At 72.8% G+C, this 22,914-nt stretch carries 24 protein-coding genes; 16 read left to right on the top strand and 8 right to left on the bottom strand.

Going from position 1 to position 22,914, the window contains the following annotated elements; all coding sequences use genetic code 11:
• Window positions 1-147 precede the first annotated feature (147 nt).
• From GTW40_RS17550 to GTW40_RS17540, 3 genes are all read left to right on the top strand, one after another.
• Window positions 148-792, top strand: a complete 645-nt coding sequence (locus GTW40_RS17550) for a DedA family protein (RefSeq protein WP_161181142.1) — start codon at window positions 148-150, stop codon at window positions 790-792.
• A 100-nt stretch (window positions 793-892) separates the two neighbouring features.
• The gene (locus tag GTW40_RS17545; RefSeq protein ID WP_161181141.1) at window positions 893-1,066 is read left to right on the top strand and encodes a CsbD family protein; all 174 of its coding nucleotides are present in this window, start codon (window positions 893-895) and stop codon (window positions 1,064-1,066) included.
• A gap of 261 nt (window positions 1,067-1,327) precedes the next feature.
• The gene (locus tag GTW40_RS17540) at window positions 1,328-1,795 is read left to right on the top strand and encodes an ATP-binding protein (RefSeq protein WP_161181140.1); all 468 of its coding nucleotides are present in this window, start codon (window positions 1,328-1,330) and stop codon (window positions 1,793-1,795) included.
• Between the two features lie 10 nt (window positions 1,796-1,805).
• On the opposite strand, the gene GTW40_RS17535 is transcribed toward GTW40_RS17540, so the two are convergent.
• The 4 genes from GTW40_RS17535 to GTW40_RS17520 all read right to left on the bottom strand — a co-directional run bounded on the left by GTW40_RS17535 (window position 1,806) and on the right by GTW40_RS17520 (window position 5,493).
• On the bottom strand, window positions 1,806-2,810 hold the full coding sequence (locus tag GTW40_RS17535) for an MASE1 domain-containing protein (protein WP_343245729.1): 1,005 nt from the start codon (window positions 2,808-2,810) through the stop codon (window positions 1,806-1,808).
• Between the two features lie 111 nt (window positions 2,811-2,921).
• Window positions 2,922-3,752: a PP2C family protein-serine/threonine phosphatase gene (locus GTW40_RS17530; RefSeq protein ID WP_161181139.1), complete on the bottom strand. Its 831-nt coding sequence runs from the start codon at window positions 3,750-3,752 to the stop codon at window positions 2,922-2,924.
• A 95-nt stretch (window positions 3,753-3,847) separates the two neighbouring features.
• Window positions 3,848-4,168, bottom strand: a complete 321-nt coding sequence (locus GTW40_RS17525) for a hypothetical protein (RefSeq protein WP_161181138.1) — start codon at window positions 4,166-4,168, stop codon at window positions 3,848-3,850.
• A gap of 101 nt (window positions 4,169-4,269) precedes the next feature.
• Window positions 4,270-5,493: a hypothetical protein gene (locus GTW40_RS17520; RefSeq protein ID WP_161181137.1), complete on the bottom strand. Its 1,224-nt coding sequence runs from the start codon at window positions 5,491-5,493 to the stop codon at window positions 4,270-4,272.
• Between the two features lie 228 nt (window positions 5,494-5,721).
• On the opposite strand from GTW40_RS17520, the gene GTW40_RS17515 reads away from it, so the two are divergent.
• The 3 genes from GTW40_RS17515 to GTW40_RS17505 all read left to right on the top strand — a co-directional run bounded on the left by GTW40_RS17515 (window position 5,722) and on the right by GTW40_RS17505 (window position 9,150).
• Window positions 5,722-7,176 (top strand): glyceraldehyde-3-phosphate dehydrogenase, encoded by a 1,455-nt coding sequence (locus GTW40_RS17515; RefSeq protein ID WP_161181136.1) that lies wholly within the window; start codon window positions 5,722-5,724, stop codon window positions 7,174-7,176.
• Window positions 7,177-7,335: 159 nt separating this feature from the next.
• Window positions 7,336-7,905, top strand: a complete 570-nt coding sequence (locus GTW40_RS17510) for a TetR/AcrR family transcriptional regulator (RefSeq protein ID WP_161181135.1) — start codon at window positions 7,336-7,338, stop codon at window positions 7,903-7,905.
• A gap of 54 nt (window positions 7,906-7,959) precedes the next feature.
• Entirely contained in the window at window positions 7,960-9,150 is a 1,191-nt protein-coding gene (locus GTW40_RS17505) for a GDSL-type esterase/lipase family protein (RefSeq protein ID WP_202486035.1), read from the top strand.
• Window positions 9,151-9,153: 3 nt separating this feature from the next.
• Here the strand turns inward: GTW40_RS17505 and GTW40_RS17500 are convergent, their stop codons facing one another.
• Both GTW40_RS17500 and GTW40_RS17495 read right to left on the bottom strand, forming a co-directional pair.
• The gene (locus GTW40_RS17500; protein WP_161181134.1) at window positions 9,154-9,795 is read right to left on the bottom strand and encodes a class F sortase; all 642 of its coding nucleotides are present in this window, start codon (window positions 9,793-9,795) and stop codon (window positions 9,154-9,156) included.
• A gap of 168 nt (window positions 9,796-9,963) precedes the next feature.
• Entirely contained in the window at window positions 9,964-10,581 is a 618-nt protein-coding gene (locus GTW40_RS17495; protein WP_161181133.1) for a hypothetical protein, read from the bottom strand.
• Between the two features lie 327 nt (window positions 10,582-10,908).
• On the opposite strand from GTW40_RS17495, the gene GTW40_RS17490 reads away from it, so the two are divergent.
• The 6 genes from GTW40_RS17490 to GTW40_RS17465 all read left to right on the top strand — a co-directional run bounded on the left by GTW40_RS17490 (window position 10,909) and on the right by GTW40_RS17465 (window position 16,659).
• The gene (locus GTW40_RS17490) at window positions 10,909-11,745 is read left to right on the top strand and encodes a fructosamine kinase family protein (protein ID WP_161181143.1); all 837 of its coding nucleotides are present in this window, start codon (window positions 10,909-10,911) and stop codon (window positions 11,743-11,745) included.
• 218 nt (window positions 11,746-11,963) lie between these two features.
• The gene (tgmA, locus tag GTW40_RS17485; RefSeq protein ID WP_161181132.1) at window positions 11,964-12,155 is read left to right on the top strand and encodes a putative ATP-grasp-modified RiPP; all 192 of its coding nucleotides are present in this window, start codon (window positions 11,964-11,966) and stop codon (window positions 12,153-12,155) included.
• Between the two features lie 18 nt (window positions 12,156-12,173).
• Window positions 12,174-13,157: an ATP-grasp ribosomal peptide maturase gene (tgmB, locus tag GTW40_RS17480; RefSeq protein ID WP_161181131.1), complete on the top strand. Its 984-nt coding sequence runs from the start codon at window positions 12,174-12,176 to the stop codon at window positions 13,155-13,157.
• A gap of 36 nt (window positions 13,158-13,193) precedes the next feature.
• Window positions 13,194-14,084 (top strand): Gfo/Idh/MocA family oxidoreductase, encoded by an 891-nt coding sequence (locus GTW40_RS17475; protein WP_161181130.1) that lies wholly within the window; start codon window positions 13,194-13,196, stop codon window positions 14,082-14,084.
• Window positions 14,085-14,220: 136 nt separating this feature from the next.
• Complete coding sequence (locus GTW40_RS17470) at window positions 14,221-15,333, top strand: PP2C family protein-serine/threonine phosphatase (RefSeq protein ID WP_161181129.1); 1,113 nt, start codon at window positions 14,221-14,223, stop codon at window positions 15,331-15,333.
• A 78-nt stretch (window positions 15,334-15,411) separates the two neighbouring features.
• The gene (locus tag GTW40_RS17465) at window positions 15,412-16,659 is read left to right on the top strand and encodes a serine hydrolase domain-containing protein (RefSeq protein ID WP_161181128.1); all 1,248 of its coding nucleotides are present in this window, start codon (window positions 15,412-15,414) and stop codon (window positions 16,657-16,659) included.
• A gap of 170 nt (window positions 16,660-16,829) precedes the next feature.
• Here GTW40_RS17465 and GTW40_RS17460 read toward each other — a convergent pair whose 3' ends face one another.
• Window positions 16,830-18,335 carry a helix-turn-helix domain-containing protein gene (locus tag GTW40_RS17460; RefSeq protein WP_161181127.1) on the bottom strand — a complete coding sequence of 502 codons (1,506 nt, stop codon included), beginning with the start codon at window positions 18,333-18,335 and terminating at the stop codon, window positions 16,830-16,832.
• A 161-nt stretch (window positions 18,336-18,496) separates the two neighbouring features.
• Between GTW40_RS17460 and GTW40_RS17455 the strand changes: the two genes are divergently transcribed.
• The 4 genes from GTW40_RS17455 (at window position 18,497) to GTW40_RS17440 (ending at window position 21,915) form a co-directional block, all read left to right on the top strand.
• A complete protein-coding gene (locus GTW40_RS17455; protein ID WP_161181126.1) occupies window positions 18,497-19,117 on the top strand; it encodes an L-threonylcarbamoyladenylate synthase in 621 nt (206 codons plus the stop codon).
• A gap of 123 nt (window positions 19,118-19,240) precedes the next feature.
• Window positions 19,241-19,996, top strand: a complete 756-nt coding sequence (locus GTW40_RS17450) for a dienelactone hydrolase family protein (RefSeq protein ID WP_161181125.1) — start codon at window positions 19,241-19,243, stop codon at window positions 19,994-19,996.
• A 63-nt stretch (window positions 19,997-20,059) separates the two neighbouring features.
• Window positions 20,060-20,566 (top strand): GNAT family N-acetyltransferase, encoded by a 507-nt coding sequence (locus tag GTW40_RS17445; protein ID WP_237525562.1) that lies wholly within the window; start codon window positions 20,060-20,062, stop codon window positions 20,564-20,566.
• 203 nt (window positions 20,567-20,769) lie between these two features.
• Window positions 20,770-21,915 carry a glycoside hydrolase family 64 protein gene (locus GTW40_RS17440; protein WP_202486036.1) on the top strand — a complete coding sequence of 382 codons (1,146 nt, stop codon included), beginning with the start codon at window positions 20,770-20,772 and terminating at the stop codon, window positions 21,913-21,915.
• Window positions 21,916-21,990: 75 nt separating this feature from the next.
• On the opposite strand, the gene GTW40_RS17435 is transcribed toward GTW40_RS17440, so the two are convergent.
• A partial coding sequence (locus tag GTW40_RS17435; protein ID WP_202486034.1) for a putative Ig domain-containing protein occupies window positions 21,991-22,914 on the bottom strand: 924 nt, incomplete at its 5' end.

The following is a 22,914-nucleotide window of genomic DNA, read 5'->3' as shown; positions in this document are numbered from 1 at the left end:
CCGGTGGAGGCGGCGGCCGAGGCCGCGGAGCCCGCGGCGGACCCGGTCGGCCGCGCCTAGCGTCCATGGAGACTTGTGGTAGGGCCCTGGGCGGCCTTACCGCAGGTCAGTGCGGGCGAGCGGGGCGGTGCGGCGTACCGTTGGGGCATGGCGCCTCCGTTGCCCGGCCCGCTGGCCGATCTGGCCCCGCTGCTCGGCCATTACGGCTACTGGGCGGTGGGTGCCGTCGTCTTCCTGGAGGACTTCGGGGTGCCCGCACCCGGCGAGACGATTCTGCTGGCGGCGGGCGTCTACGCGGGCGCGGGCGAGCTGAACATCGTGGCCGTGGCGGCCATCGCGTTCGTCGCGGCCGTGCTCGGTGACAACATCGGTTATCTGATCGGCCGTACCGGTGGCCGGGCCTTCGTGGAGCGCTGGGGCCGGTACGTCTTCCTCACCCCCAAGCGTTTCCAGGCCGCCGAGCGGTTCTTCCAGCGGCACGGCGGCAAGATCGTCACCGTGGCCCGGTTCGTGGAGGGGCTGCGCCAGGCCAACGGGGTGATCGCGGGCACCACACGGATGCCCTGGCCGCGCTTCCTCGCCTTCAACGCACTCGGCGCGGCCCTGTGGGTGGGCCTGTGGTGCACGATCGCCTATGTGGCGGGCAGCCACATCACGACGGTGTACGACGAGATCGTCCGCTACCAGCGCTATGTGCTGATCGGAGTGGGCGTGGTGGTCGCCGCCCTGGTCGTACGCCATGTGGTCCGGCGCCGTCGGCAACGGCGGGAGCCCGGAACACCGGCCGCGTGACGGTGCCGTCGAGGCGGGAGTGCCGGGCGGGTTTGGACCCGGGCGCAGCGGACAGGCGGAGAGGGACAGCGGACCCGAGAGACGTTGGGATGTGAACCCCATGGCTGGCGACCAGAAGGCCAAGGCCAAGGCGGAACAGGCCAAGGGCAAGCTCAAGGAGACGACGGGCCGCGCCGTCGGCAACGAGAAGCTGGAGGCCGAGGGCCGTATGGAAGGCGCGCGCGGGGACGCCCGCCAGGCCAAGGAGAAGGCGAAGGACACCTTCAAACACTGAACCGGCGCCACACCGCACCGGTGCCGGGCGGGTCCGGAGTTCCCCTCACGGGGGCTCCGGGCCCGCCCGTATGTGTGGTTCCCGGCCAGGTCCGTCGCCGCGCGCACCGGCGCTGACCTGGGACGGATGTCCGATCGGGCGATTGGCGGCCGGATGCTCTTGTCCGGCGGAACAGCGGGTAACCGCAACAGGGACGGCACGGCCCTCCGTGATCGCGAGGAAGGGATCGGGGGCGGCCCCTGAGGAGAAGGGCGACGACCCATGGACCTCCCCTTCAGGACGCAGACGACGGGGACACGGTTGCCCGCGCGGACCGGCGCGGCGGCGCCGCCGCGAGTGAGGCGGGAGTGGGACGCCGGTGTGCCCTCGCTCTCCGAGGCGCGGGAGGCGGTCGGCGGCCTGCTGGCCCGGGTGCGGCCGGTACCGGCCCGCCGGGTGGTGCAGGACGCCCAGCTGGTGGTCAGCGAGTTGGTGACCAACGCGTTCAAGCACGCGGCGGGACCGTTCGCGCTGCTGCTGGAGCTGTCCCCGGACGGGAGCACGCTGCGCATCGGCGTCAGGGACGGCTCCCCCGATCCGCCCCGGCCCCAGCCGCCCGACCCCGGACGGATCGGCGGCCACGGGCTGCGGCTGGTGACCCTGTTGTGCGCGGCGCTCGAGGTCACGCCGCTGCGCGGGGGCAAGCAGGTGACCGCCACGCTTCCTCTCACGACCCCGCCCAAGCACTGAGGAGCCCCCGTCACGGCCCTCCGCCGGGCGGTGTGGGCCGGTCCGGGGCGTAGGGCGCGGGTCTCGGCGGCGGCCCGTCGCCGGTGGTGAGGTGTTCCAGCACCTCGACCAGTTCCTGGCAGGCGTGCTCGACGGAGCGACGGGTGTGGCGCTGCTCGGTGATCACGGCGGACAGCAGGAGCGCGGTCAGCGCCATCGTGCCGTTGAATCCCTGGAGCTTGGCCATGACCTCGACGCGGCTCAGCTCGGCGAACGCACCGGCGCCGTCGGTGGCGGCACGGGCGGCCAGCACGGAGGTGAGCAGCGCGCAGCCCACGCTGCCCGCCAGTTCGAACCGCAGCGCGCCCCAGATGATCACCGGGTAGACGAGGAACAGCAGGCTGAACGAGCTGTAGACGGCCAGGGGCACGACACAGCAGGCGGCCACGGCGAGGGCCAGGGCCTCCCTCCAGCGCGTGGTCGGGGGCCTGCGCGCCTGGCGGAGCAGGAGCAGCAGCGGTGTGACGAGCAGAACGCCCATCGCGTCGCCCACCCACCAGGCGAGCCAGACGGTCAGGAACGAGTGCGGGGGCAGCGCGTCAGTGACCACGAGCAGCCCGACGCCGATGGTGGCGCTGATCAGCATGGCGCCCAGCGCGCCGATGAACACGAGGGCGACGCCGTCGCGCAACCGGCTCAGGTCGGTGCGGAATCCGGTACGGCGCAGCAGCACCGCCGCGCACAGGGGCGCGGCCGTGTTGCCGAGGAGGTAGCCGAGCGAGTACGGCGCCGGGATGCCGAGGTAGGCGACGATCAGGACCGCGCCGAGGGTGATCCCCGGCCAGCAGCGCAGTCCGAGGATGAGCAGGGCGGCGACGGAGACGCCGGTCGGCGGCCAGATGGGGGTGACGACGACGCCGTCCACGACGAGGCGGCGCATGAGTCCGAGCCAGCCCGCCGCGAAGTAGCAGGCGGCGACGGCCAGCATCTGGAGGGCCGGGCCGGCCGCCCGGCGTGCGTCCAGGAATGCCACCACATCAGCACTCTCACACCGGTGCCGCGCGCCCGGCCACGCGAGAGGCGCGCAGACCGGCCCTATGGCTGAAACGGCGGGGCCGGATGGGCCCGTCTCTTCGAAAAAGCCGTCCTACGCCGCGCTGTCCGGGCCGTCGTGGCCGACGACGAGGACGGCGGCGTCGTCCTCGTGCCCGATGTTCTCCGCGCCCTTGATCACGGCCGCGGCGAGCGCGTGCACCTCCAGGCCCGCGACGGCGGCGATGCCCGCGAGCCGTACGACCTGGTCGAGCCCCTCGTCGATGCTGAGCGAGGGGCCCTCCACCACGCCGTCGGTGAGCAGGACGAACACTCCCCCGGTGGTCAGCCGGTGACGGGTGACGCGGTACTCCATGCCGCTCTGGATGCCGAGCGGCGGTCCGCCGAGGTCGTGGACGATGCCGGACTTGCCGTCGGCCGTGGCCCAGACGAAGGGGATGTGTCCGGCCCGCGCGCTCTCCAGGACGCCGGTGGCGGGGTCCAGGCGCAGGAAGGTGCAGGTGGCGAAGAGGTCGCTGCCGAGGGTGAGCAGCAGGTCGTTGGTGCGGGCCAGGAGCTCGCCGGGTTCGCTGGTGACGGAGGCGAGCGCGCGCAGGGCGGCCCGGACCTGGCCCATGAAGGCGGCGGCCTCGATGTTGTGGCCCTGGACGTCGCCGATGGACAGGCCGATCCGGCCGTCGGGCATGGAGAAGGCGTCGTACCAGTCGCCGCCGACGTTCAGGCCCTGGTAGGCGGGCGCGTAGCGCACCGCCAGGTGGAGTCCCGGCAGGCGGGGCAGGTCGCGGGGCAGCATGCCGCGTTGCAGGGCGATGGCCAGCTCGACCTGGGTGCGCTGCAGCTCCGCGCGCTCGCGCGCCTGCGCGGTGAGCGAGCCGAGTCGGGCCAGCAGTTCGTCGCCGTCGTCCGTGGAGCGCTTGCGGAACATCGGTCACTTCCGGCTGGGCGGAGACACCGGGACCACCTTGTGAGTGATTTCCTGGCGTCTTGTCGTCTCATGGGGTGAATACCCGGTACGACCGGTCAGCGCACCTGCGAATCGATGCCCGTGATCACGGCGGGCCCGAGCGGTGCGGTCCGCTCGTCGAGTCCGGCGGCGCGCAGGGCCGAACCAGCGAGGTTCCGGGCCTCCCGCTCGGCGTGCGGGCCGGTGTCCGCCTCGACGGTCAGGCGGAGGGTGAAGGTGTCGTCCTCGTTGACGGTGACGGCGTCGAGGTCCTCGTCGCTGCCCATGGTGGTGGTGTGCGGGTCGGCGGGACGCAGTGCCCGGCCGAGCCGCGCGCGGGCGTCCGGCTCGATCCCGTCGGTGAAGGTACCGGGCACGGTGATGACGTACGTGGTCATGGTGTTCCTCTCCTCGGGTCCTCGGGCCTGCCCTCCTACCCCCGATCGCCGTCCTCGCACCGGCGCCGTCGATCGCGCCCGGCCCGTGTCGGCCGTACGGGTCACAGCGGGGCGTGGGCCACCACGATCACGTACGCGCCGCAGACCAGGGAGACGGCGGCCAGGGCGCCGCCGATCAGCAGGACCTGGGCGCGGCGGGGGCCCCAGGCGCGGGCCAGCGCCCGGGCGGGCGGGATGAGCAGGGGGAAGGCCGGGAGCAGGAAGCGCGGCTTGGAGGAGAAGGAGCCGGAGCCGCAGATCACGAGGAGGACGAGGACGGCGCTGAAGACCACGAGGACCAGCGGCGCGCGGTCCAGGCAGAGCAGCCCGAACAGGACGAGCGAGATCACGACGACGAGCAGGGCCATCGCGTAGACGAGTTTCCCGCCGTGCGCGAAGAGGGCGCCGAGGAAGCGGACGGCGCCCGCGCCGAGGTCGAAGCGGGAGCCCCAGGCGCTCTGCACGGTGAAGTAGCCGCCGGGCACGTCGCCGGTGCGCAGGCCGACCCAGAGGACGTAGCCGAGCCAGCCCAGCGGGGAGAGCGCGGCGCCGATCCAGAGTGCGGGCGGCACCCGGCCGTGACGGCGCAGGACCTCGTGTCCGGCGGCGACGCAGACGGCGGCCGCCACGGCGAAGCCGGTGGGCCGGGCGAGTCCGGCGAACAGGGCGAGCGTGCCCGCCCACAGCCAGCGGCGGCGCAGTACGCAGTACAGGGACCAGGCGGCGAGTGCGGCGAAGAGGGACTCGGTGTAGGCGATGGTCAGCTCGACGGCGTGCGGCAGGACGGCCCACAGCCCGACCAGGGCGGTGGCGACGGCGCGGCCGTGCAGCAGGTGGCCGACGAGGTAGACGCCGTAGGCCGCGACGAGGGCCGCGGTCCAGGAGATCAGCAGGGCGGCGGCGCCGGGGGTGAGCGGGAGGACCTCGGTGAGGGCCCTGATCAGCGCGGGGTAGAGCGGGAAGAAGGCCCAGTCGCTCTGGACGCCGCCGGTCGGCGTGATCCAGATGAGGGTCCCGTAGCCGTGCTCGGCGATGTGCAGATACCAGCGGGCGTCCCAGGCGTGGGCGAGGTCGCGGACCGGGGGGCGGCCCGCGAGGAGGTTGCCGATGATCACGGCGGCGGTCCCGGCCAGCCGGACGCCGGTGAACAGCGCGAGGGCGTTGAGGGCGCCGTCCGGCATCCGGGCACGGACGGCGCCGGGCAGCGCGCGGACGCGCAGGGGGCGGGTGCGCGGGGGACGGACGGGGGCGACCGGCTCGGGCCGGGGCACGGAGGACGTGATCACGCACCGACCATGGTCACGGGGCAGAGGCGGTGCAACGCGCGGCCCGGGTGTCGCCCGCTGTTCCACCCTGATTCAGGAACGGCGGCCCGGTTTCAGGGGCGGCGACCCGGGATTCGGGGCCTGTTCCCGGGTCCCCGCGCGCGAACCCCACCCCCCGGCAGCGCCGTGAACAGGTAGAAGTAGGGTGTGCTCACCATATGAGCGCCGCCTAGCTCGAAAGATAGATCTGTGACTGTCAACGACGACTCGTTCACGAACTGGAAGAACCGCGAGGAGATCGCGGAGTCGATGATCCCGATCATCGGGAAGCTGCACCGCGAGCGGGACGTGACCGTCCTGCTCCACAGCCGCTCCCTGGTGAACAAGTCGGTGGTCAGCATCCTCAAGACGCACCGTTTCGCCCGGCAGATCGCGGGCGCGGAGCTGTCGGTCACCGAGACCATGCCGTTCCTCCAGGCACTGGCCGGCCTCGACCTCGGGCCGTCCCAGATCGACCTCGGGATGCTCGCCGCGCTGTACCAGGCGGACGACCGGGGACTGAGCGTGGCGGAGTTCACCGCCGAGACGGTCGCCGGGGCCACCGGCGCCGACAGGATCGAGCGCCGCGAGCCGCGTGACGTGGTGCTCTACGGCTTCGGCCGCATCGGCCGGCTCGTCGCCCGGCTGCTGATCGAGAAGGCCGGGTCGGGCAACGGTCTGCGGCTGCGCGCGGTCGTGGTGCGCGGCGGTGGCGCCCGGGCGGGCGGCGACCTGGTCAAGCGCGCCTCGCTGCTGCGCCGCGACTCCATCCACGGCCAGTTCCAGGGCACCATCACCGTGGACGAGGACGCGGGCACGATCATCGCGAACGGCAACACGATCCAGGTGATCTACGCGGACGACCCGTCGGCCGTGGACTACACCGAGTACGGCATCCAAAACGCCATCCTCATCGACAACACCGGCAACTGGCGTGACCGCGAGGGCCTGTCGAAGCATCTGCGGCCCGGCATCGACAAGGTCGTCCTGACCGCGCCCGGCAAGGGCGACGTGCCGAACATCGTGCACGGCGTCAACCACGACACGGTCAAGCCGGACGAGCGCATCCTGTCCTGCGCCTCGTGCACCACCAACGCCATCGTGCCGCCGCTGAAGGCGATGGACGACGAGTTCGGTGTGCTGCGCGGCCATGTGGAGACGGTCCACTCCTTCACCAACGACCAGAACCTGCTGGACAACTACCACAAGGCCGAGCGCCGGGGCCGTTCCGCGCCGCTCAACATGGTGATCACCGAGACCGGTGCCGCGTCCGCCGTGTCGAAGGCGCTGCCGGACCTGAAGGCGCCGATCACCGGCAGTTCCATCCGGGTGCCGGTGCCGGACGTCTCGATCGCGATCCTGAACCTCCGGCTCGGCCGCGAGACCACCCGCGACGAGGTGCACGACTACCTGCGCGAGGTGTCGCTGACCTCCCCGCTCAAGCGGCAGATCGACTTCACCACGGCGCCCGACGCGGTCTCCAGCGACTTCATCGGCTCGCGGCACGCCTCCATCGTCGACGGCGGCGCCCTGAAGGTCGACGGGGACAACGCGATCCTCTACCTCTGGTACGACAACGAGTTCGGCTACTCCTGCCAGGTGGTCCGCATCGTCCAGCACGTGTCGGGCGTGGAGTACCCGACGTTCCCGGCGACCACGGTCTGACGGTCCGACCGCGCACGTCCCGGCGATCCCCCACGACGGCCGCCGACCGGAAGCCCCGGTCGGCGGCCGTCGTGCTGTCCGCATCGCTAATACGCATTCTCATTTGCCTAACACCTTTAGGCACCCGCATAATCGTCCTGTCTTCCCAGGAGGTGTCCCATGACGCGTGCGGGTCTGAGCACGGAGCGGCTGGTCCGGGCCGGGGCGGAGCTGGCCGACGAGGCCGGGTTCGACCAGGTCACGGTGTCGGCGCTGGCCCGACGGTTCGACGTGAAGGTGGCGAGCCTGTACTCGCACGTGCGGGGTAACCACGACCTGCGGACCCGGATCGCGCTGCTCGCGCTGGAGGAGCTGGCCGACCGCGCCTCCGAGGCGCTCGCGGGCCGGGCGGGCAAGGACGCGCTGACCGGCTTCGCGAACGCCTACCGCGACTACGCCCGCGCCCACCCCGGCCGCTTCGCGGCGGCCGCGTACCGCCTCGACCCGGAGGACGCCGCCGCGAGCGCGGGCGGACGGCACGCACGGATGACCCGGGCGATCCTGCGCGGCTACGACCTCCCCGAACCCGAACAGACCCACGCGGTACGGCTGTTGGGCAGCGTGTTCAGCGGCTGGGTCGGACTGGAGTCGGCGGGTGCGTTCGACCACAGCGAGCCCGGCTCGCAGGAGTCGTGGGACCGCGGCCTGGACGCCCTTGATGCCCTGCTGCGCAACTGGCCCTCCTCCTGAGCGACTTGACCGCGTGCCTCCCGAACCACACCCCTCTTCCGACAGGCAGTACCGATGACCACCGTGTCCGACGACCTGACCACCACCCCGCTCACTGCCGACCTCGTACGCGGCGCCCTCGAACTGGAGCGCACCGAGCGGGGGTTGCTCCCCCACCGGCTGCCCGCGCGGGCCCGCGCCCAGTGCGCGGACCCCCAGTTGCACATGGTGGAGTCCCAACCCGCGGGCGTACGGCTGGTGTTCCGGACCCGGGCCACCACCGTCGAGCTGGACACCGTGCCCACCAAGCGGGTCTACGCCGGTGCGCCGCCGCGCCCCGAGGGCGTGTACGACCTGCTGGTGGACGGACGCCCGGCGGGCAGCACCTCCGTCCCGGGCGGGAACACCCTGCTGATCGACATGGCGGCCGGGACCGCCGAGCAGCGCCCCGGCCCGGTGGGCACCGCACGTTTCACCGGACTGTCCCCCGAGGACAAGACCGTGGAGATCTGGCTGCCGCACAACGAGACCACCGAGCTGGTCGCGCTGCGCGCCGACGCGCCCGTCACCCCCGTACGCGAGCACGGGCGTCCGGTGTGGCTGCACCACGGCAGCTCGATCAGCCACGGCTCGGACGCCGCGTCCCCGACGGGCACCTGGCCCGCCGTCGCCGCCGCGCTCGGCGGGGTGGAGCTGATCAACCTCGGTCTCGGCGGCAGCGCCCTGCTGGACCCGTTCACCGCCCGCGCGCTGCGCGACACGCCCGCCGACGTGATCAGTGTCAAGCTGGGCATCAACCTGGTCAACACCGATCTGATGCGGCTGCGCGCGTTCGGGCCCGCCGTGCACGGTTTCCTCGACACCGTCCGCGAGGGCCACCCCGAGACGCCGCTGCTCGTCGTCTCGCCGATCCTGTGCCCGATGCACGAGGACACGCCGGGGCCGACCCTGCCCGACTTCACGGCACTGAGCGAGGGACGGCTCGCGTTCCGGGCGGCCGGTGACCCGGCGGAACGGGACCAGGGGAAGTTGACGCTGAACGTGATCCGCGCGGAGCTGGCCCGCATCGTGCGTCAACGGGCCGCCGAGGACCGCCACTTGCACCTTCTCGACGGGCGCGAGCTGTACGGCGCGGCCGACTTCGCGGAGCTGCCGCTGCCCGACGGGCTGCACCCGGACGGGGCGGCCCACCGGCGCATCGGCGAGCGGTTCGCGGCGCTGGCCTTCGCCCCGGGCGGCCCGCTGAGCACGGTCGGCGCCCGCTGAGCGTCACACCAGGTGCGCGAAGACCACCAGGTTCTCCGTGTAGTCCTTGGCCGTGTGGTCGTAGTCGCCCGCGCAGGTGATCAGCCGCACCTCGGGGCGGGCCGCGTTGTCGTACACCCGGTCGCTGGGGAAGTCGTCCTTCTCGAAGGTCTCGGCGCTGTCCACGACGAACCGCGCGGTGCGTCCGTCGGCGCGCTCGACGGTGAACCGGTCGCCGGGGACCAGCTCCTCGAGGCCGGCGAAGACGGCGGCGGAGGTCTTCGTGTCCACGTGCCCGGCGATCACCGAGGTCCCCTTCTCCCCGGGCGAGACGCCCTTGCTGTACCAGCCGACCAGGTTGGTGTTGTCGGCGGGCGGCGGCTCCAGGCGGCCGTCGGAGCCTAGGACGAGGGCGGTGAAGGGGGCGTTCACCCCGATCTTCGGGACGATCAGCCGGGTCGGCGCGGACCGGGGCAGCGCCGGGCCCGCCGGTCCTGTGGCGGCCGTCGTACCGGCGGCGCGGGTTCCGCCCGTGACGGTGCCGGTGCCGTGGTGGCCGCCGAGCATGCTGAGCACGAGGACGACGATCGCCACGCCCCACAACGTCAGCCGGCCCCCGCGGGCGGCCTGTTCGTCGGCCCGGCGCGGGGAGGGATCTGCTGCCATCGGACACCACCTCACTCGGTCACGGCAGCGCGGTTCGGGACCGGGGCGCCGGCCGCCGGACCGGGTGGGTACCGGCGGCCGTGGCCCCGGGCCCTGTCGCCGGACTCCCTTCGACCGCGGTGGGCGGGCGCGGGGAGTCCGACGACAGGGGCGGGGAAGGCGGCTCGGTCAGGAGGCGGAACCGGCGGCCTTCCGGCGCCGCAGCACGTACGCCCCGGCCGCGCCCGCGACGAGCACCGCGAGGCCGCCCGTCGACATGCCGGAGTCGTCGGCGAGGCCGCCGCCACCGGTGTGCATGCCGCCGCGCGGCTCGTCGTTGTTGTCCCCCTTGCCGCTGTCGCCCTTGCCGCCGCCGGAGTCGCTCTTGCCGCTGTCCCCCTTGTCCTTGTAGGTCTCGGGGTCGAAGCGGCTGTCGCCACTCCCGCTCCCACTGCCGCTGCCGCTGGAGCTCCAGTCGTCTCCGCTGCTGCTGCCGCTGCTGCTCAGGACCGAGGCCAGGGCGCCGCCGCCGGTGTGCATGCCGCCGCGGGGCTCGTCGTAGCCGCCGTCGTCGCCGTAGCCGCCGCCCGAGTCCTTGCCGGAACCGTTGCCGGAGCCCTTGTCCTGGTTGTCGCCGGAGCCCTTGCCGGACCCCTTGTCGTGGTCGCTGCCGGAGCCGCTGTCCTGCTTGTTGTACGAGGAGTCGCCCCGCCCTCCGTCGTCCCCGGCGAGCGCGGCTCCGGGGGTGGCGAGGGCGAAGGCGGCGGAGGCGGCCGCCGTGGCGAGAAGAATGCGGGCAGAACGCATATCGGTGTCCTTCCGACGTGGCCGGGCAGCGGATACCTCATCGGCTGTCAGGACCCGGCCCCGACACGAACCACCGTCAATCAGGGCGCCCCGGCGCGCGATCCAGGCCGCCCAGCCGGGTCACCCGTCCACCCGTCTGTCCCAGCGACACGCCGCGAGCGCCCCCGGACGGGTCAACGGTGATCACGCCGGAGGCGGAGGGCCTCGCTGCGCCGACGCAACTTTGGCCGGATTTCGTCGTAGTAAAGCGCGAAGTTCCGCCCATGAGGCACCTCTGACGGGTCGTACCCTGTGGGCGTGATCGAGCGAGGCGAGGCTCCAGGGGCGGTGGCGTCCCGGCTCACCGGGCGCCGTCCCGTGAACGGCCCGGCGCCGTCCGGGTCGCCCGCGGTGGTGATGCTCGAGGACGGTACGTCGGTGATGGTCAAGCGCGGTGACGGTCCGGGCGCGGTGCGCGCGGAGGCGGCCGGGCTGCGCTGGCTCGGCGCGGCCGGGGCGGTACGGGTGCCGGGGGTGCTCGGCGCCGACGAGCGCTGGCTCGTCACCGAGTACGTGCCGACCGGGCGCCCGGACGCCGAAGCCGCGCTGCGTTTCGGCCGGGCGCTGGCGGAGCTGCACACCTCCGGGGCACCCGCGTTCGGCGCGGCGCCGCCTGACGGGCCCCGGGAGGCGTTCATCGGCCGGGCGCCCATGCGCAACGTCCCGGGCGACGACTGGCCGCGCTGGTACGCCGAGCACCGGGTGCTGCCGTATCTGCGCACGGCGGTGGACGCGGGCACGGTCCGGCCGGGTGAGGCGTCCGTGGTCGAGGCGGTGTGCGAGCGGCTGCCCGGACTCGCCGGGCCCGCCGAGCCGCCCGCGCGGCTGCACGGCGACCTGTGGCAGGGCAATGTGCTCTGGGGCGCGGACGGTGAGGTCCGTCTCATCGACCCGGCCGCGCACGGCGGGCACCGCGAGACCGACCTCGCGATGCTGGCGCTGTTCGGCTGTCCCGAGTGGGACAGCGTGCTCGACGGGTACGAGCGGACGGCCCCGCTCGCCGACGGCTGGCGCCACCGGGTCGGCATACATCAGCTCTTCCCGCTGCTGGTGCACGCGGTGCTGTTCGGCCGGTCCTTCGCGGATCAGGCCCTGACGGCGGCCCGTACCGCGCTGGCCGGCTGAACCGGCTTCCTGGCGTGCCGAGTCGACGCGCGGGCATCTGAACTCCGCCGAACCCGCGGCGATTTGGCGCAGCCGCTTTCCCGTCCCCGGCGTCTTTCTGGCTGACGCCGAAGGGCGCTCCCCGCACCGCCTCCGGACACTGGTCACGGAGTGTGAGGAAACCAACCAATCGTTCGATTCGTATAAGGACGTGAAAGAACGAATCAGGGAGGACCACCATGCAACCGTTCACGCTCAACTACGCACGACCCGCTGTGCAGTTGGATGCCATCACCCCGTACGCGTACGACGCCGGGCTCCAGTTGAACGTCCTCCCGGACGGAAGGATCGCCGCCACCGATCACGCGACGCTGCACGCCCTGGGGACCACCACCTCCACGGCGGGCTCCAAGACCCACTTCGACGACTGAAGCGCGGGGCCCCGGACGATGACCGTGCTCATCCTCACCAGTGACGAGGACGTGACGGCGGACATGGTGGTCCTCCGACTCGGCGAGGCGGGCGTGCCCGTCGTCCGGCTCGATCCAGCCGATCTCACCAACGGGGTGGCGCTGTCGGCGGAGTTGACGGGCGGGTCGGCCGACGGGCATCTGTCCGTCGGCGGCCGTCTGGTGAGCATCGGCGCGCTGCGCTCCGTGTGGGTGCGACGTCCGGGCCGGGCGGCCGCCCGCGCCGCCCGGCCGTCCGACTGGCTGACCGAGGAGTCCACCCAGGCGCTGTACGGGATGCTGCGGTGCGCCGGGGCGCGCTGGATGAACCATCCGGACGCGGCCCGGCGCGCCCGGTACAAACCCTGGCAGCTGCACCTCGCACGGCGCAGCGGGTTCGCGGTGCCCGCCACGCTGATCACGACGTACCCCGACGCGGCACGGGAGTTCGCGAGGCGCTTCCCGGATCTGGTGGTCAAGCCGGTCTCGGGGGCGCATCCGCAGGAGCCGCCGCGTGCGGTGCCGACCAGCCGGGTCGCGCCGGACGCCGACTTCACGGCCGTCGCCTACGGTCCGACACTGCTCCAGCAGCGTGTCGCCAAGCGCGCCGACATCCGGCTGACGGCCGTCGGGAACCGCCTCCTCGCGGCGCGCAAGCCCGCCGATCCGGACGCCCATCCCGACGACGTGGACGTGCGGTTCGCCCCGTCCGTCTCCCCGTGGCTGCCCGTCGAGGTGCCGTCGCGGGTGGCCGAGGGCGTGCGCCGGTATCTGCGCGGGGCGGAACTCGCCTACGGCGCCTTCGACTTCGCGGAGGACGCGGACGGGGTGTGGTGGTTCCTGGAGTGCAATCAGTCGGGCCAGTTCGGCTTCGTGGAGCTGGAGACCGGTCAGCCGATCGCCCGGACCATCGCGAACTGGCTGGCCGGAGACGAAGAGCCGGGGCGGACGTATCTCAAGGAGGAGAGGGACATGGCGCCGTGACGCCGTGACGACCGGCTCGAAGGAGAGGAACCCGACATGCGCATCGGACTGCTGGGGACGGGCCCCTGGGCGCGGGCGGCGCACGCGCCCGCGCTCGCGGGCCACACGGCCGTGGACTTCGCCGGGGTGTGGGGGCGCCGCCAGGAGGCGGCCGCCGAGCTGGCCGGGGAGTACGGCGTCCGGGCGTACGAGGACGTGGACGACCTGCTGGCCGAGGTGGACGCGGTGGCGGTGGCGCTGCCGCCGTCGGTGCAGGCGGGGCTCGCGGTGCGGGCGGCCCGCGCGGGCTGCCATCTGCTCCTGGACAAGCCGCTCGCGGTGGACGTCGCCGAGGCGCGCGAGGTGGCCGGGGCGGCGGAGCGGGCCGGGGTCGCCTCGGTGGTGTTCCTCACCACGCGCTTCCAGAAGGAGCCGGAGGCGTGGATCGCCGAACAGGCCGCCGAGTCGGGCTGGTTCACGGCGCGGGCGCAGTGGCTGGGCACGGTGTTCACGACCGACAGCCCGTACGCGGCCTCGCCCTGGCGGCGGGAGAAGGGGGCGCTGTGGGACGTGGGCCCGCACGCGCTGTCGGTGCTGCTGCCGGTCCTCGGTGACGTGCGCGAGGTCCTGTCGGCGGTGCACGGTCCCTCGGACACCGTCCACCTGGTGCTCGACCACGCGACGGGCGCGTCCAGCACCCTCACCCTGAGCCTGACGGCGCCCCCCGCCGCGGCGGGCGCCGACGTGGAGCTGCGCGGCGAGGCGGGCGTCTCCCTGCTCCCCCGCAGCTCGGAGGGCGCGGTCCCCGCGCTCACCCGCGCCGTCGACGCGCTCCGGGAATCGGCGCGCACGGGCCGCCCGCATCCGTGCGACGCGGCGTTCGGACTCAGGATCACCGAGATCCTGTCGGCGGCGCGGGCGAGACTGACCGCCGATCCGGCGCGCTAGGCGGCGGAGGGCGGCGGACCCACGGGCAGCACCCGGCCGGGGAGGGACGGGCCGGGCGACCCCGGTCGAGAAGCTCCTTGCCCCGGCCGGGTGTGCGGAAAAGGCCCCGGTGGCGGCCCCGGCGTAGCGTGGCCGTGTGAGATCGTTGCGCGGCCGGTCAGGGCGCCGGAGCCGGGAACGTCGCGGCTGGCTGCGGGGTGCGCCGCCGCCGCGCTGGGTACGGGTGCTTCCGGTGCTGCTGCTGGTCGCCGTGTCCCTGGCCTCGTTCGTGACCCCGCACGCGGGCGATCTGGGTTTCCTGCTCGGCGCGATCCCGCCGCTCGCGGTGCTGTCGTACGGGCCGCTGGCGACCGCCCTGCTGGGTGTCCTCGTGGTGGTGGCGCTGCTCCTGCCGGTGACGCATCTGAACCGGCCCGGCGACACCGATCTGCTCACCATCGTGTTCGTCGCCCTGCTGAGTGTGTTCGTCTCCTATGTGCGCAGCCACCGCGACGCCCAGCTCGGCACCGAGCGCGCGATCGGCGAGGCGGTGCAGCGGGCCGTACTGCCGGAGCTGCCGGAGCGGGTCGGCACGGTCGCGTGCGCGGGCTTCTCGCGGGCCGCGCAGGGCGGGACGCTGGTGGGCGGGGACTTCTACGACGTGCGCGACGGCCCGTTCGGGGTGCGCGCGGTGATGGGGGACGTACGGGGGCACGGCCTGGAGGCGGTCGCCACTGTGGTGGCGCTGCTCGGCGCGTTCCGCGAGGCGACGCTGGACCAGCCGGACCTGGAGGCGGTGGCCGCGCGGATGGACCGCAGGCTCACGGTGGACTCGGCCGGGGTGCGGCACGCGGAGCTGTTCGCGACGGCCGTGCTGCTGGAGTTCTCCTCCGACATGCGCTCGGTGCGGGTGGTGGCGTGCGGTCATCCGCCCCCGGTGCTGCTGCGCGCGGGCCGCGCCTGGGAGACGACCGTGACGCCGGGGCCGCCGCTGGGCATCGGTCTGGTCGGGGTCGATCCGCCGAAGGAGGTGACGGTGGACCTCCGGCCCGGCGACCGGCTGCTGATCGCCTCCGACGGACTGTGGGAGGCGCGCAACGCCGACGGCGCCTTCTATCCGCTGCCCGAGCGGATGGCCGCGCTCTCCTGGCACGGCGCGCCCGAGCTGCCGAGCGCGGTGTGGACGGACGTACGGCGGCTCGGGTACGAGGTGCGTGACGACGCGACGGTGCTGGTGCTGGCGCCGGTGCCGACGGGCGCGGCCGGGTGAGCACTCCTATGCTGGGGTTCCGGGTCGTCGACGTCTCGCCCACCGCACGGTCGCGTCTCACGTGCTTGGAGGCAGCCCATGCCCCGTTCGCCCGTACGCCCGCGCCGGGGAGCCGCCGCCGCTCTGGCCGCCGTGGCGCTCGCCCTGCCGCTCGCCGCCGCTCCGGCGGGAGCGGTCCCCGTGTCCGCACCGGCCGCCGCGCCCAGTCCCTCCCCTTCGGACAGCTCGGACAGCGGTGTCCGTGAGTTGACGCCCGAGGTCGCGGACCAGCTGGACAGCGCCGTGCGCAAGGTGATGGACGAGGCGGATGTGCCGGGCGTGACGGTCGGCATCTGGACGCCGGACCAGGGCGGTTACGTCCGCTCCTTCGGGGTGGCCGACAAGGGCGACGGGCGTCGGATGGCCCCGGACCTGTACACGCGGATCGGCAGCGAGACCAAGACGTTCACGGTGACCGCGCTGCTCCAGCTGGTGGACCAGGGGAAGGTGTCGCTGGACGACCCGATCGCGCAGTACATCGGCGGTGTCCCGAACGGCGAAAAGATCAGCCTGCGCCAACTGGCCGGAATGCGCAGCGGGTTGTACAACTACTCGGACGACCCGGACTTCTTCAAGGCGCTGACCTCCGATCCGCAGCGCCCCTTCACCCCGCGCCAGTTGCTGGACTACTCCTTCAAGCACCCGGTGCTCTTCCAGCCGGGGAAGAAGTTCGACTACTCCAACACCAATCTGATCCTGCTCGGACTGGTCGTGGAGCAGCGGAGCGGGCAGCAGCTCGGGGACTACATCCAGGAGCACATTCTGGACCCGGCCGGGATGAACCGCACGTCGTTCCCGTCCGGCGCCCAGTTCCCGAAGCCGCATCCGCAGGGGTACACGAACCAGACGGCCGACGGGAAGGTCGAGGAGACGGCGGGCTGGAACCCGTCCTGGGGCTGGGCGGCGGGCGCGATGGTCTCGACGCTGGACGATCTGCGCGTGTGGGCGCCGACGGTGGCGACCGGTGAACTCCCCGACGGCAGGCGGATGATCGACGCGTCCACGCAGCGCCAGCGCCTGGTGACCCCGCCGACGGGCGTGCCGGGCGCGGGGTACGGGCTCGGCATCTTCGACGTACGCGGTTGGATCGGGCACAACGGTTCGCTGCCGGGATACGAGTCGCTGACCGTCTATCTGCCCTCGGCGCGGACCACGCTGGTGGTACTGCTCAACACCGACATCGACCACGACGGCCAGGAGCCGAGCACGCTGTTCGGCGAGGCGATCACGCGGATCATCTCCCCCGGGCACGTCTTCGACCTGCCCGCGCAGCCCGCGGCACACTGAGCGACCGGACACCCGGACGGGAAAGAGCCGGACAGGAAAAGACCGGACGGGAAAAAGAGGGCGGGGCACGACCGGTCCCCCGCCCCGGTGGTGCCCCGCCGACCGTCGAATCTACGCGCGGCGCGCACCGGTGGCCATCGCGTCCGTGCCCGGTCCGGGGCCGGAATCACTCACCTGTGCACAGCCGCGTCCGCTTGGTCCCCGTTCGAACCGCAGTGCGGGGGCAACTGGAGGTCGCCGCAGGCCAGATGGGCGAGGACCACCTCGTACAGATCGGTGCCGCCGGCCAGCAACTGCCGTTCCAGGACGGGTTCGGCGGCCCGGACGTGCTCGCGCACCGTTTGCGCGTGGACGCCCCGTTCGCGGGCGGCGCGTTCGGCGTTGGCCCCGGCGGCGATCCAGGCGCGCAGGGTGCCGCGCAGGTCCCGGCCGTCGTCGGCGAGGCGGCCGAGCAGGGTGTCGGCCCAGTCGCGCAGCGCGGGCGAGCCGAGCAGTCCGCCGAGTCCGGCGGGCGTGCGGGGCCGTGCGGCGGCGGGGTCGTACGGGCCGTGCGCGGCCTCGGTGACGAGGGCGAGGCGTACGGCGGCGCGGGCGGTGAGGTCGGCCAGGTCGGTGCCGAGCAGGGCGGCGACGCGGTCCATGCGGGCGCGGACGGTGTTGCGGCTGACACCGAGCACCTTGGCCGCGTTGACGGCGGTGAAGTCGAGGCCGAGCCGGGTGGTGGCGAGGAGTTCGGCGCGTATGTGGTGGGGCAGTGTGTCGAGCGGGCGGAGCAGGGCGGCGGACCAGGCGCGCAGAGCGGCGGGGTCCAACAGGCGCTCGGGGTGGGTGCGTTCGGCGTAGACGGCACTGCGGTCGGGGCGGTGACGGGCGACGGCGAGGGCGCTGACGGCCTGTCCGTAGGCGGTGGCGGTGCGGGCGAGGCGCTGGCGGGTGCTGCCGCCGAGGTAGACGCCGGGGCGGTCGCCGAGGAGGGCGCGCAGCCGCTGTCCGGCGGCGGGCGCGGGGCTGACGACGATGACGTGGCCGTCCATGGCGGGGCAGCGCACGACGAGCGCGCCGCCCTCGGTGGCCTCGGCGCAGCCCTCGGCGAGGGCGTCGCGTTCGGCGGGGGACGCCTCGACGACGTAGACGCGGGCGGTGTCCTGTTCGAGCAGTCCGGGCCAGAGTCCGGCGGCGACGCGGCGGGCGGAGACGACTTCCTCGACCATGAGCAGTTGCAGGATCGCCAGGCGCAGATCGGCCGAGGCGCGGCGCAACCGGCGTCCGGCGTCGGCGAGTTCGGCCTCGCGCAGCAGGAGAGCGAGGACGGTGGCGGTGCGGTGGACGATCTCGGCGGCGCGCCGGTCGAAGGGCTCCGTGCGGGCGACGGCCAGGGCGGCGCCGGTGGTCGTGGTGAGCCGGATGTGGCGGCCGTCCTCCTCCAGCGCGGCGGAGGAGAGACCGCCCCGGGCGACGCGGCCGACGAGGCCGGGGTCGAGCGGCAGGGGGTCGCCCGCGAGGACGGTGCCGTGCGCGTCCTGGAGGCTCACCGAGGCATGGACGCTCCGGGCGAGCCAGGCGACGACGCGACGCGGGTCGCGGACGGCGGGGCGGAGCTGGTCGAGCAGTTGCTCCGCCCAGGGGGCGTCGGGGCCGTACGGCTCCCGGGGGCCGTCGGCTGCTCGGGCGGCCACGTCGCTGCGCTCCTCATATCGGTGCTGACCTCGGGTTTCGTCGGTGGACGTTACCCGAAGAGGGGGCGAACGACGCCGGTGTGTGCCGCAGAACACGGCGCGGCCGGGACCGCGCGGGCGGGGTGCGCCCGTGGAACACGGGGACGGCATAAGCTCGGCGGATGGCGAAGTACTACGACGTGCACCCCGAGAACCCGCAGCCGCGCGCCATCGCGCAGATCGCCGACGCGGTGCGGTCGGGGGCGCTGATCGCGTATCCCACGGACTCCTGTTACGCGCTGGGCTGCCAACTGGGCAGCAAGGACGGCATGGAGCGCATCCGTTCCATCCGTCAGCTGGACGACCGGCACCATTTCACGCTGATGTGCCGGGACTTCGCGCAGCTCGGGCAGTTCGTGCGGATCGACAACGACGTGTTCCGCGCGATCAAGGCGGCGACGCCCGGGAGTTACACCTTCATCCTGCCGGCCACCCCCGAGGTGCCGCGCAAGCTGCTGCACCCGAAGAAGCGGACGGTGGGCGTGCGCATCCCGGACCACGTGGTGACGCAGGCGCTCCTTGCGGAGCTGGGCGAGCCGCTGGTGTCCAGCACGCTGCTGCTGCCGGACGAGGAGGAGCCGCCGACGCAGGGCTGGGAGATCAAGGACCGGCTCGACCATGTGGTGGACGCGGTGGTGGACTCCGGTGAGTGCGGCACGGAGCCGACCACGGTGGTGGACTTCTCCGGCGGGGAGCCGGAGATCGTGCGCCGGGGCGCGGGGGACGCGTCGCTGTTCGAGTGAGGCGGCGGGCCGGGCACGTGACGCGGGGCCGGGCGCTCCGCCGTGGATCTTGCGTGGCAGCATGAGCAGGGAGGGGCGCCGGGGCATCCCGCCGGGCGCCGGTGATCCCAGGAGGCTCGCACGATGACCGCCGTCGAGGGCACGACCGTTCAGATCCCGACGAAGGACGGCGTCGCCGACGCCTACCTCGTCCACCCGGCCGACGGAAGGCCGCACCCGGGCGTCCTGTTCTACCAGGACGCCTACGGGCTGCGGCCCCGGCTGCGGGAGATGGCGGACCGGCTGGCCGCCGAGGGGTACACGGTCCTGGTGCCGAACGTGTTCTACCGCCGGGGCCCGGCCCCGGTCGTGGAGCTGCCCGAGTTCATCGACCCGGGCGCCGACCCGTCCATCTGGCGGCGCCTCGGCCCGCTCGTCGGCTCCCTGACCCCCGAGCAGGCGGAACGCGACGCGGACGCCTTCCTGGACCGGATGGCCGCCGACCCACTGGTCGCGGACGGTCCGGTCGCCCTGGTCGGCTACTGCATGGGCGCCCGTCTCGCGCTGCGCACGGCGGCCACCCATCCGGACCGGGTCGCGGCGGCCGCGGGCTTCCACGGCGGCAACCTGGCCACCGAAGACCCCGACAGCCCCCACCTGGGCGCCGGGAACATCACGGCGGAGCTGTACTTCGGCCACGCCGACCAGGACCACTCCCTGCCCCAGGAACAGATCGACCGCCTGGAGAACGCTCTCACGGCAGCCGGTGTCCGCCACACCGCCGAGGTCTACCCGGGCGCCCCCCACGGCTACACCCAGTCGGACACGTCGGCCTACGACGCGGAGGCGGACGAACACCACTGGCGGGCCCTGCTGGACCTGCTGCACCGGACGTTCTGACGCGGCGCCACCCGGCGAACAATTCGATACCAGCCACGCCCGCGCGCTCCGTAAGGTGCCACGATGGACCTCACCTTCCGCCGCTTCGCCCCCTCCGAGGCCGACGCCCTCGTGGACTTCCTCACCGGCGACACCTGGCCGTTCCACGCCTCGGCCGCGCCCGAGGGGGACGAGGTCCGGCGGTGGATCTCCGAGGGCAGGTACGACGGCGAGGAGAACCGGGCCTTCTGGATCGTCGCGGGCGACAGCACTGCGGGGCTGATCCGCCTGATGGATCTGGCCGACGACACCCCCCTGTTCGACCTGCGCGTCCGGTCCCGGTGGCGCGGCACGGGCGTCGGCGGCGCCGCCCTGACCTGGCTCACGCGGTATCTGTTCGAGGAGTTCCCGCGCGTCCGGCGGATCGAGGGCACCACCCGGCAGGACAACACGGCGATGCGACGCGCCTTCCGGCGGTGCGGGTACGTCAAGGAGGCGCACTACCGCGACGCGTGGCCCGGGACCGACGATCGGTGCACGACGCGGTCGGGTACGCGGTTCTCCGGCGGGACTGGGAGAGCGGCGGCGTGACGGTACCCGAGTGGGACGACGAGCACATGATCACGGAACGTGTCCGGCCGGAGTAATTGACAGTCCCCCCTTCCGCCCGCACTCTGAGAGCGCTCTCATGCAGGTACGGACCAATTTCCGTTCCGCCCCGATCCCCACACGGAGGTGGAGAGTTGACTCGAAGAATCCCGCGGTTCGCGACAAGCGCGGCGGCCGTGGCCGCCATGGTCGGCGGGGTGGTCGTGTTCTCGGTGCCGGAGCACGCCAGTGCGGCGGTGCCGGACACGATCCCGCTCCAGATCACCAACAACTCGGGCCGGGGTGACCAGGTCTACATCTACGACCTGGGCACTCAGCTGTCCTCGGGACGGCAGGGCTGGGCCGACGCGAACGGCGGCTTCCACGCCTGGCCCGCGGGCGGCAACCCGCCGACCCCCGCGCCCGACGCGTCGATCGCCGGGCCAGGCCCCGGCCAGACCACCACGATCCGGATACCGAAGTTCTCCGGCCGGATCTACTTCTCCTACGGCAAGAAGCTGGACTTCCGGCTCACCACCGGCGGTCTGGTCCAGCCGGCCGTGCAGAACCCCTCGGACCCCAACCGCGACACCCTGTTCAGCTGGTCCGAGTACACGCTCAACGACGGCGGCCTGTGGCTCAACAGCACGCAGGTCGACATGTTCTCGGCGCCGTACGCGGTCGGGGTGAAGCGTGGTGACGGCTCGACCACCACCACGGGTCACCTCAAGTCCGGTGGCTACACGAACGTGTTGAACACGCTGCGCGGCAAGTCGGGCTGGTCCGGCCTCGTCCAGACCCGCTCCGACGGCACGGTACTGCGCGCACTGTCCCCGCTGTACGGCGTGGAGACCGGGGCGCTGCCCTCCAACGTGATGGACGACTACGTCAACCGGGTCTGGCAGAAGTACTCCTCGCAGACCCTGACCGTCACGCCGTTCACGGACCAGCCGGGCACCAAGTACTTCGGGCGGGTTTCGGGCAACGTCATGAACTTCACCAACTCCTCCGGCGCGGTCGTGACCAGCTTCCAGAAGCCGGACGCGGGCAGCATCTTCGGCTGCCACAACCTGCTCGACGCGCCCAACGACCAAGTGCGGGGCCCCATCTCCCGTACCCTGTGCGCCGGTTACAACCGCTCCACCCTGCTCACCAACCCCAACCAGCCGGACTCCTCGGACGCCGGTTTCTACCAGGACGGGGTGACGAACCAGTACGCCAAGGCCATTCACGCACAGATGGCCGACGGCAAGGCGTACGCCTTCGCGTTCGACGACGTCGGCAACCACGAGTCGCTGGTCAACGACGGCAACCCGCAGACGGCGTACCTCACGCTCGATCCGCTGAGCTGAGCGCACCCGACCCGCACACAACGCGGCCCCCGTGCACGGAAGTTCCGTGCACGGGGGCCGCGTTGTGTGCGGGGGTCAGCTGGTCGTGAGGGCGGTGTCGTCCACCACGAAGCTGGTCTGGAGCGAGGAGTCCTCGACCCCGTTGAACTTCAGGGCGACCGTCTGGCCCGCCAGCGAGGACAGGTCGAAGGTCTTCTGGGTGTACCCCGAGGCCTTGTTGAGGTTCGAGTACGTGGCCAGCGTGGTCGAACCGGCGGTCAGCGTGAGCTTGTCGTACTGCGTGCTGGTGGTGGTCTCCGCCGAGTCGATGTGCAGCCAGAAGGTGAGCGTCGCCTTGCAGCCCGCGGGGATCGTCACCGACTGGGACAGCGTGTCGGTGTGGGAGGAGCCGTAGCCGTCGAGCCACGCCTTGTACGAACCGCCGTGGCTGGCCTGTCCGCTGTCGGTGGTGATGACGCCACTGGACGCGGTCCAGCCCGTGTTGCCCGACTCGAAGCCGGGGTTGGCCAGGAGCTGGGTCGCGGAGCAGCCGCCGCCGGTCGGGCTGACCGTCCAGGAGAAGGCCGCGGTGCCGGTCTTGCCCGCCGAGTCGGTGACCGTGACCGTGGTGCTGGAGGTGCCCGCGGCGGTGGGCGTGCCGGAGATCAGACCGGTGGAGCTGCTGATGGACAGCCCGGCGGGGAGCCCCGAGGCGCTGTAGCTCAGCGCGCCGCTGTTGGTGCTGCTCGCCTGTATCTGGAGGCTGACCGCGGTGCCCACGGTGGCGGACTGGCTGCCCGGGTTCGTGACGGTCACCCCGTCGGCGGGCGGGTTGATGTGGCCGCCCACGTTGATCCCGGCGAACGCGTTGCCGACGGCCGCGTACTCGGCCGAGTTGGCGCCGTAGAGCGCGGTGGCCGCGTTCAGGGAAGCGGTGCGGGCGGCCGCGTAGTTGGTGCTGGACGTCATGTACGTCGTCAGCGCCTTGTACCAGATCTGGAGCGCCTTGGCGCGGCCGAT

Source organism: Streptomyces sp. SID4985 (assembly GCF_009863025.1).
Taxonomy (GTDB): Bacteria; Actinomycetota; Actinomycetes; order Streptomycetales; family Streptomycetaceae; genus Streptomyces.
This window is presented reverse-complemented; position numbering and strand designations above follow the sequence as displayed.

Bases quoted from the DNA above. Each gene is read 5' to 3' on its own strand.
- GTW40_RS17475 (WP_161181130.1), top strand. From the start codon at position 13,194: ATGCGCATCGGACTGCTGGGGACGGGCCCCTGGGCGCGGGCGGCGCAC.
- GTW40_RS17525 (WP_161181138.1), bottom strand. From the start codon at position 4,168: ATGACCACGTACGTCATCACCGTGCCCGGTACCTTCACCGACGGGATC.
- GTW40_RS17500 (WP_161181134.1), bottom strand. From the start codon at position 9,795: ATGGCAGCAGATCCCTCCCCGCGCCGGGCCGACGAACAGGCCGCCCGC.
- GTW40_RS17550 (WP_161181142.1), top strand. From the start codon at position 148: ATGGCGCCTCCGTTGCCCGGCCCGCTGGCCGATCTGGCCCCGCTGCTC.
- GTW40_RS17530 (WP_161181139.1), bottom strand. From the start codon at position 3,752: ATGTTCCGCAAGCGCTCCACGGACGACGGCGACGAACTGCTGGCCCGA.
- tgmA (WP_161181132.1), top strand. From the start codon at position 11,964: ATGCAACCGTTCACGCTCAACTACGCACGACCCGCTGTGCAGTTGGAT.
- GTW40_RS17495 (WP_161181133.1), bottom strand. From the start codon at position 10,581: ATGCGTTCTGCCCGCATTCTTCTCGCCACGGCGGCCGCCTCCGCCGCC.
- GTW40_RS17445 (WP_237525562.1), top strand. From the start codon at position 20,060: ATGGACCTCACCTTCCGCCGCTTCGCCCCCTCCGAGGCCGACGCCCTC.
- GTW40_RS17540 (WP_161181140.1), top strand. From the start codon at position 1,328: ATGGACCTCCCCTTCAGGACGCAGACGACGGGGACACGGTTGCCCGCG.
- GTW40_RS17455 (WP_161181126.1), top strand. From the start codon at position 18,497: ATGGCGAAGTACTACGACGTGCACCCCGAGAACCCGCAGCCGCGCGCC.
- GTW40_RS17465 (WP_161181128.1), top strand. From the start codon at position 15,412: ATGCCCCGTTCGCCCGTACGCCCGCGCCGGGGAGCCGCCGCCGCTCTG.
- GTW40_RS17450 (WP_161181125.1), top strand. From the start codon at position 19,241: ATGACCGCCGTCGAGGGCACGACCGTTCAGATCCCGACGAAGGACGGC.
- GTW40_RS17505 (WP_202486035.1), top strand. From the start codon at position 7,960: ATGACCACCGTGTCCGACGACCTGACCACCACCCCGCTCACTGCCGAC.
- tgmB (WP_161181131.1), top strand. From the start codon at position 12,174: ATGACCGTGCTCATCCTCACCAGTGACGAGGACGTGACGGCGGACATG.
- GTW40_RS17440 (WP_202486036.1), top strand. From the start codon at position 20,770: ATGGTCGGCGGGGTGGTCGTGTTCTCGGTGCCGGAGCACGCCAGTGCG.
- GTW40_RS17510 (WP_161181135.1), top strand. From the start codon at position 7,336: ATGACGCGTGCGGGTCTGAGCACGGAGCGGCTGGTCCGGGCCGGGGCG.
- GTW40_RS17545 (WP_161181141.1), top strand. From the start codon at position 893: ATGGCTGGCGACCAGAAGGCCAAGGCCAAGGCGGAACAGGCCAAGGGC.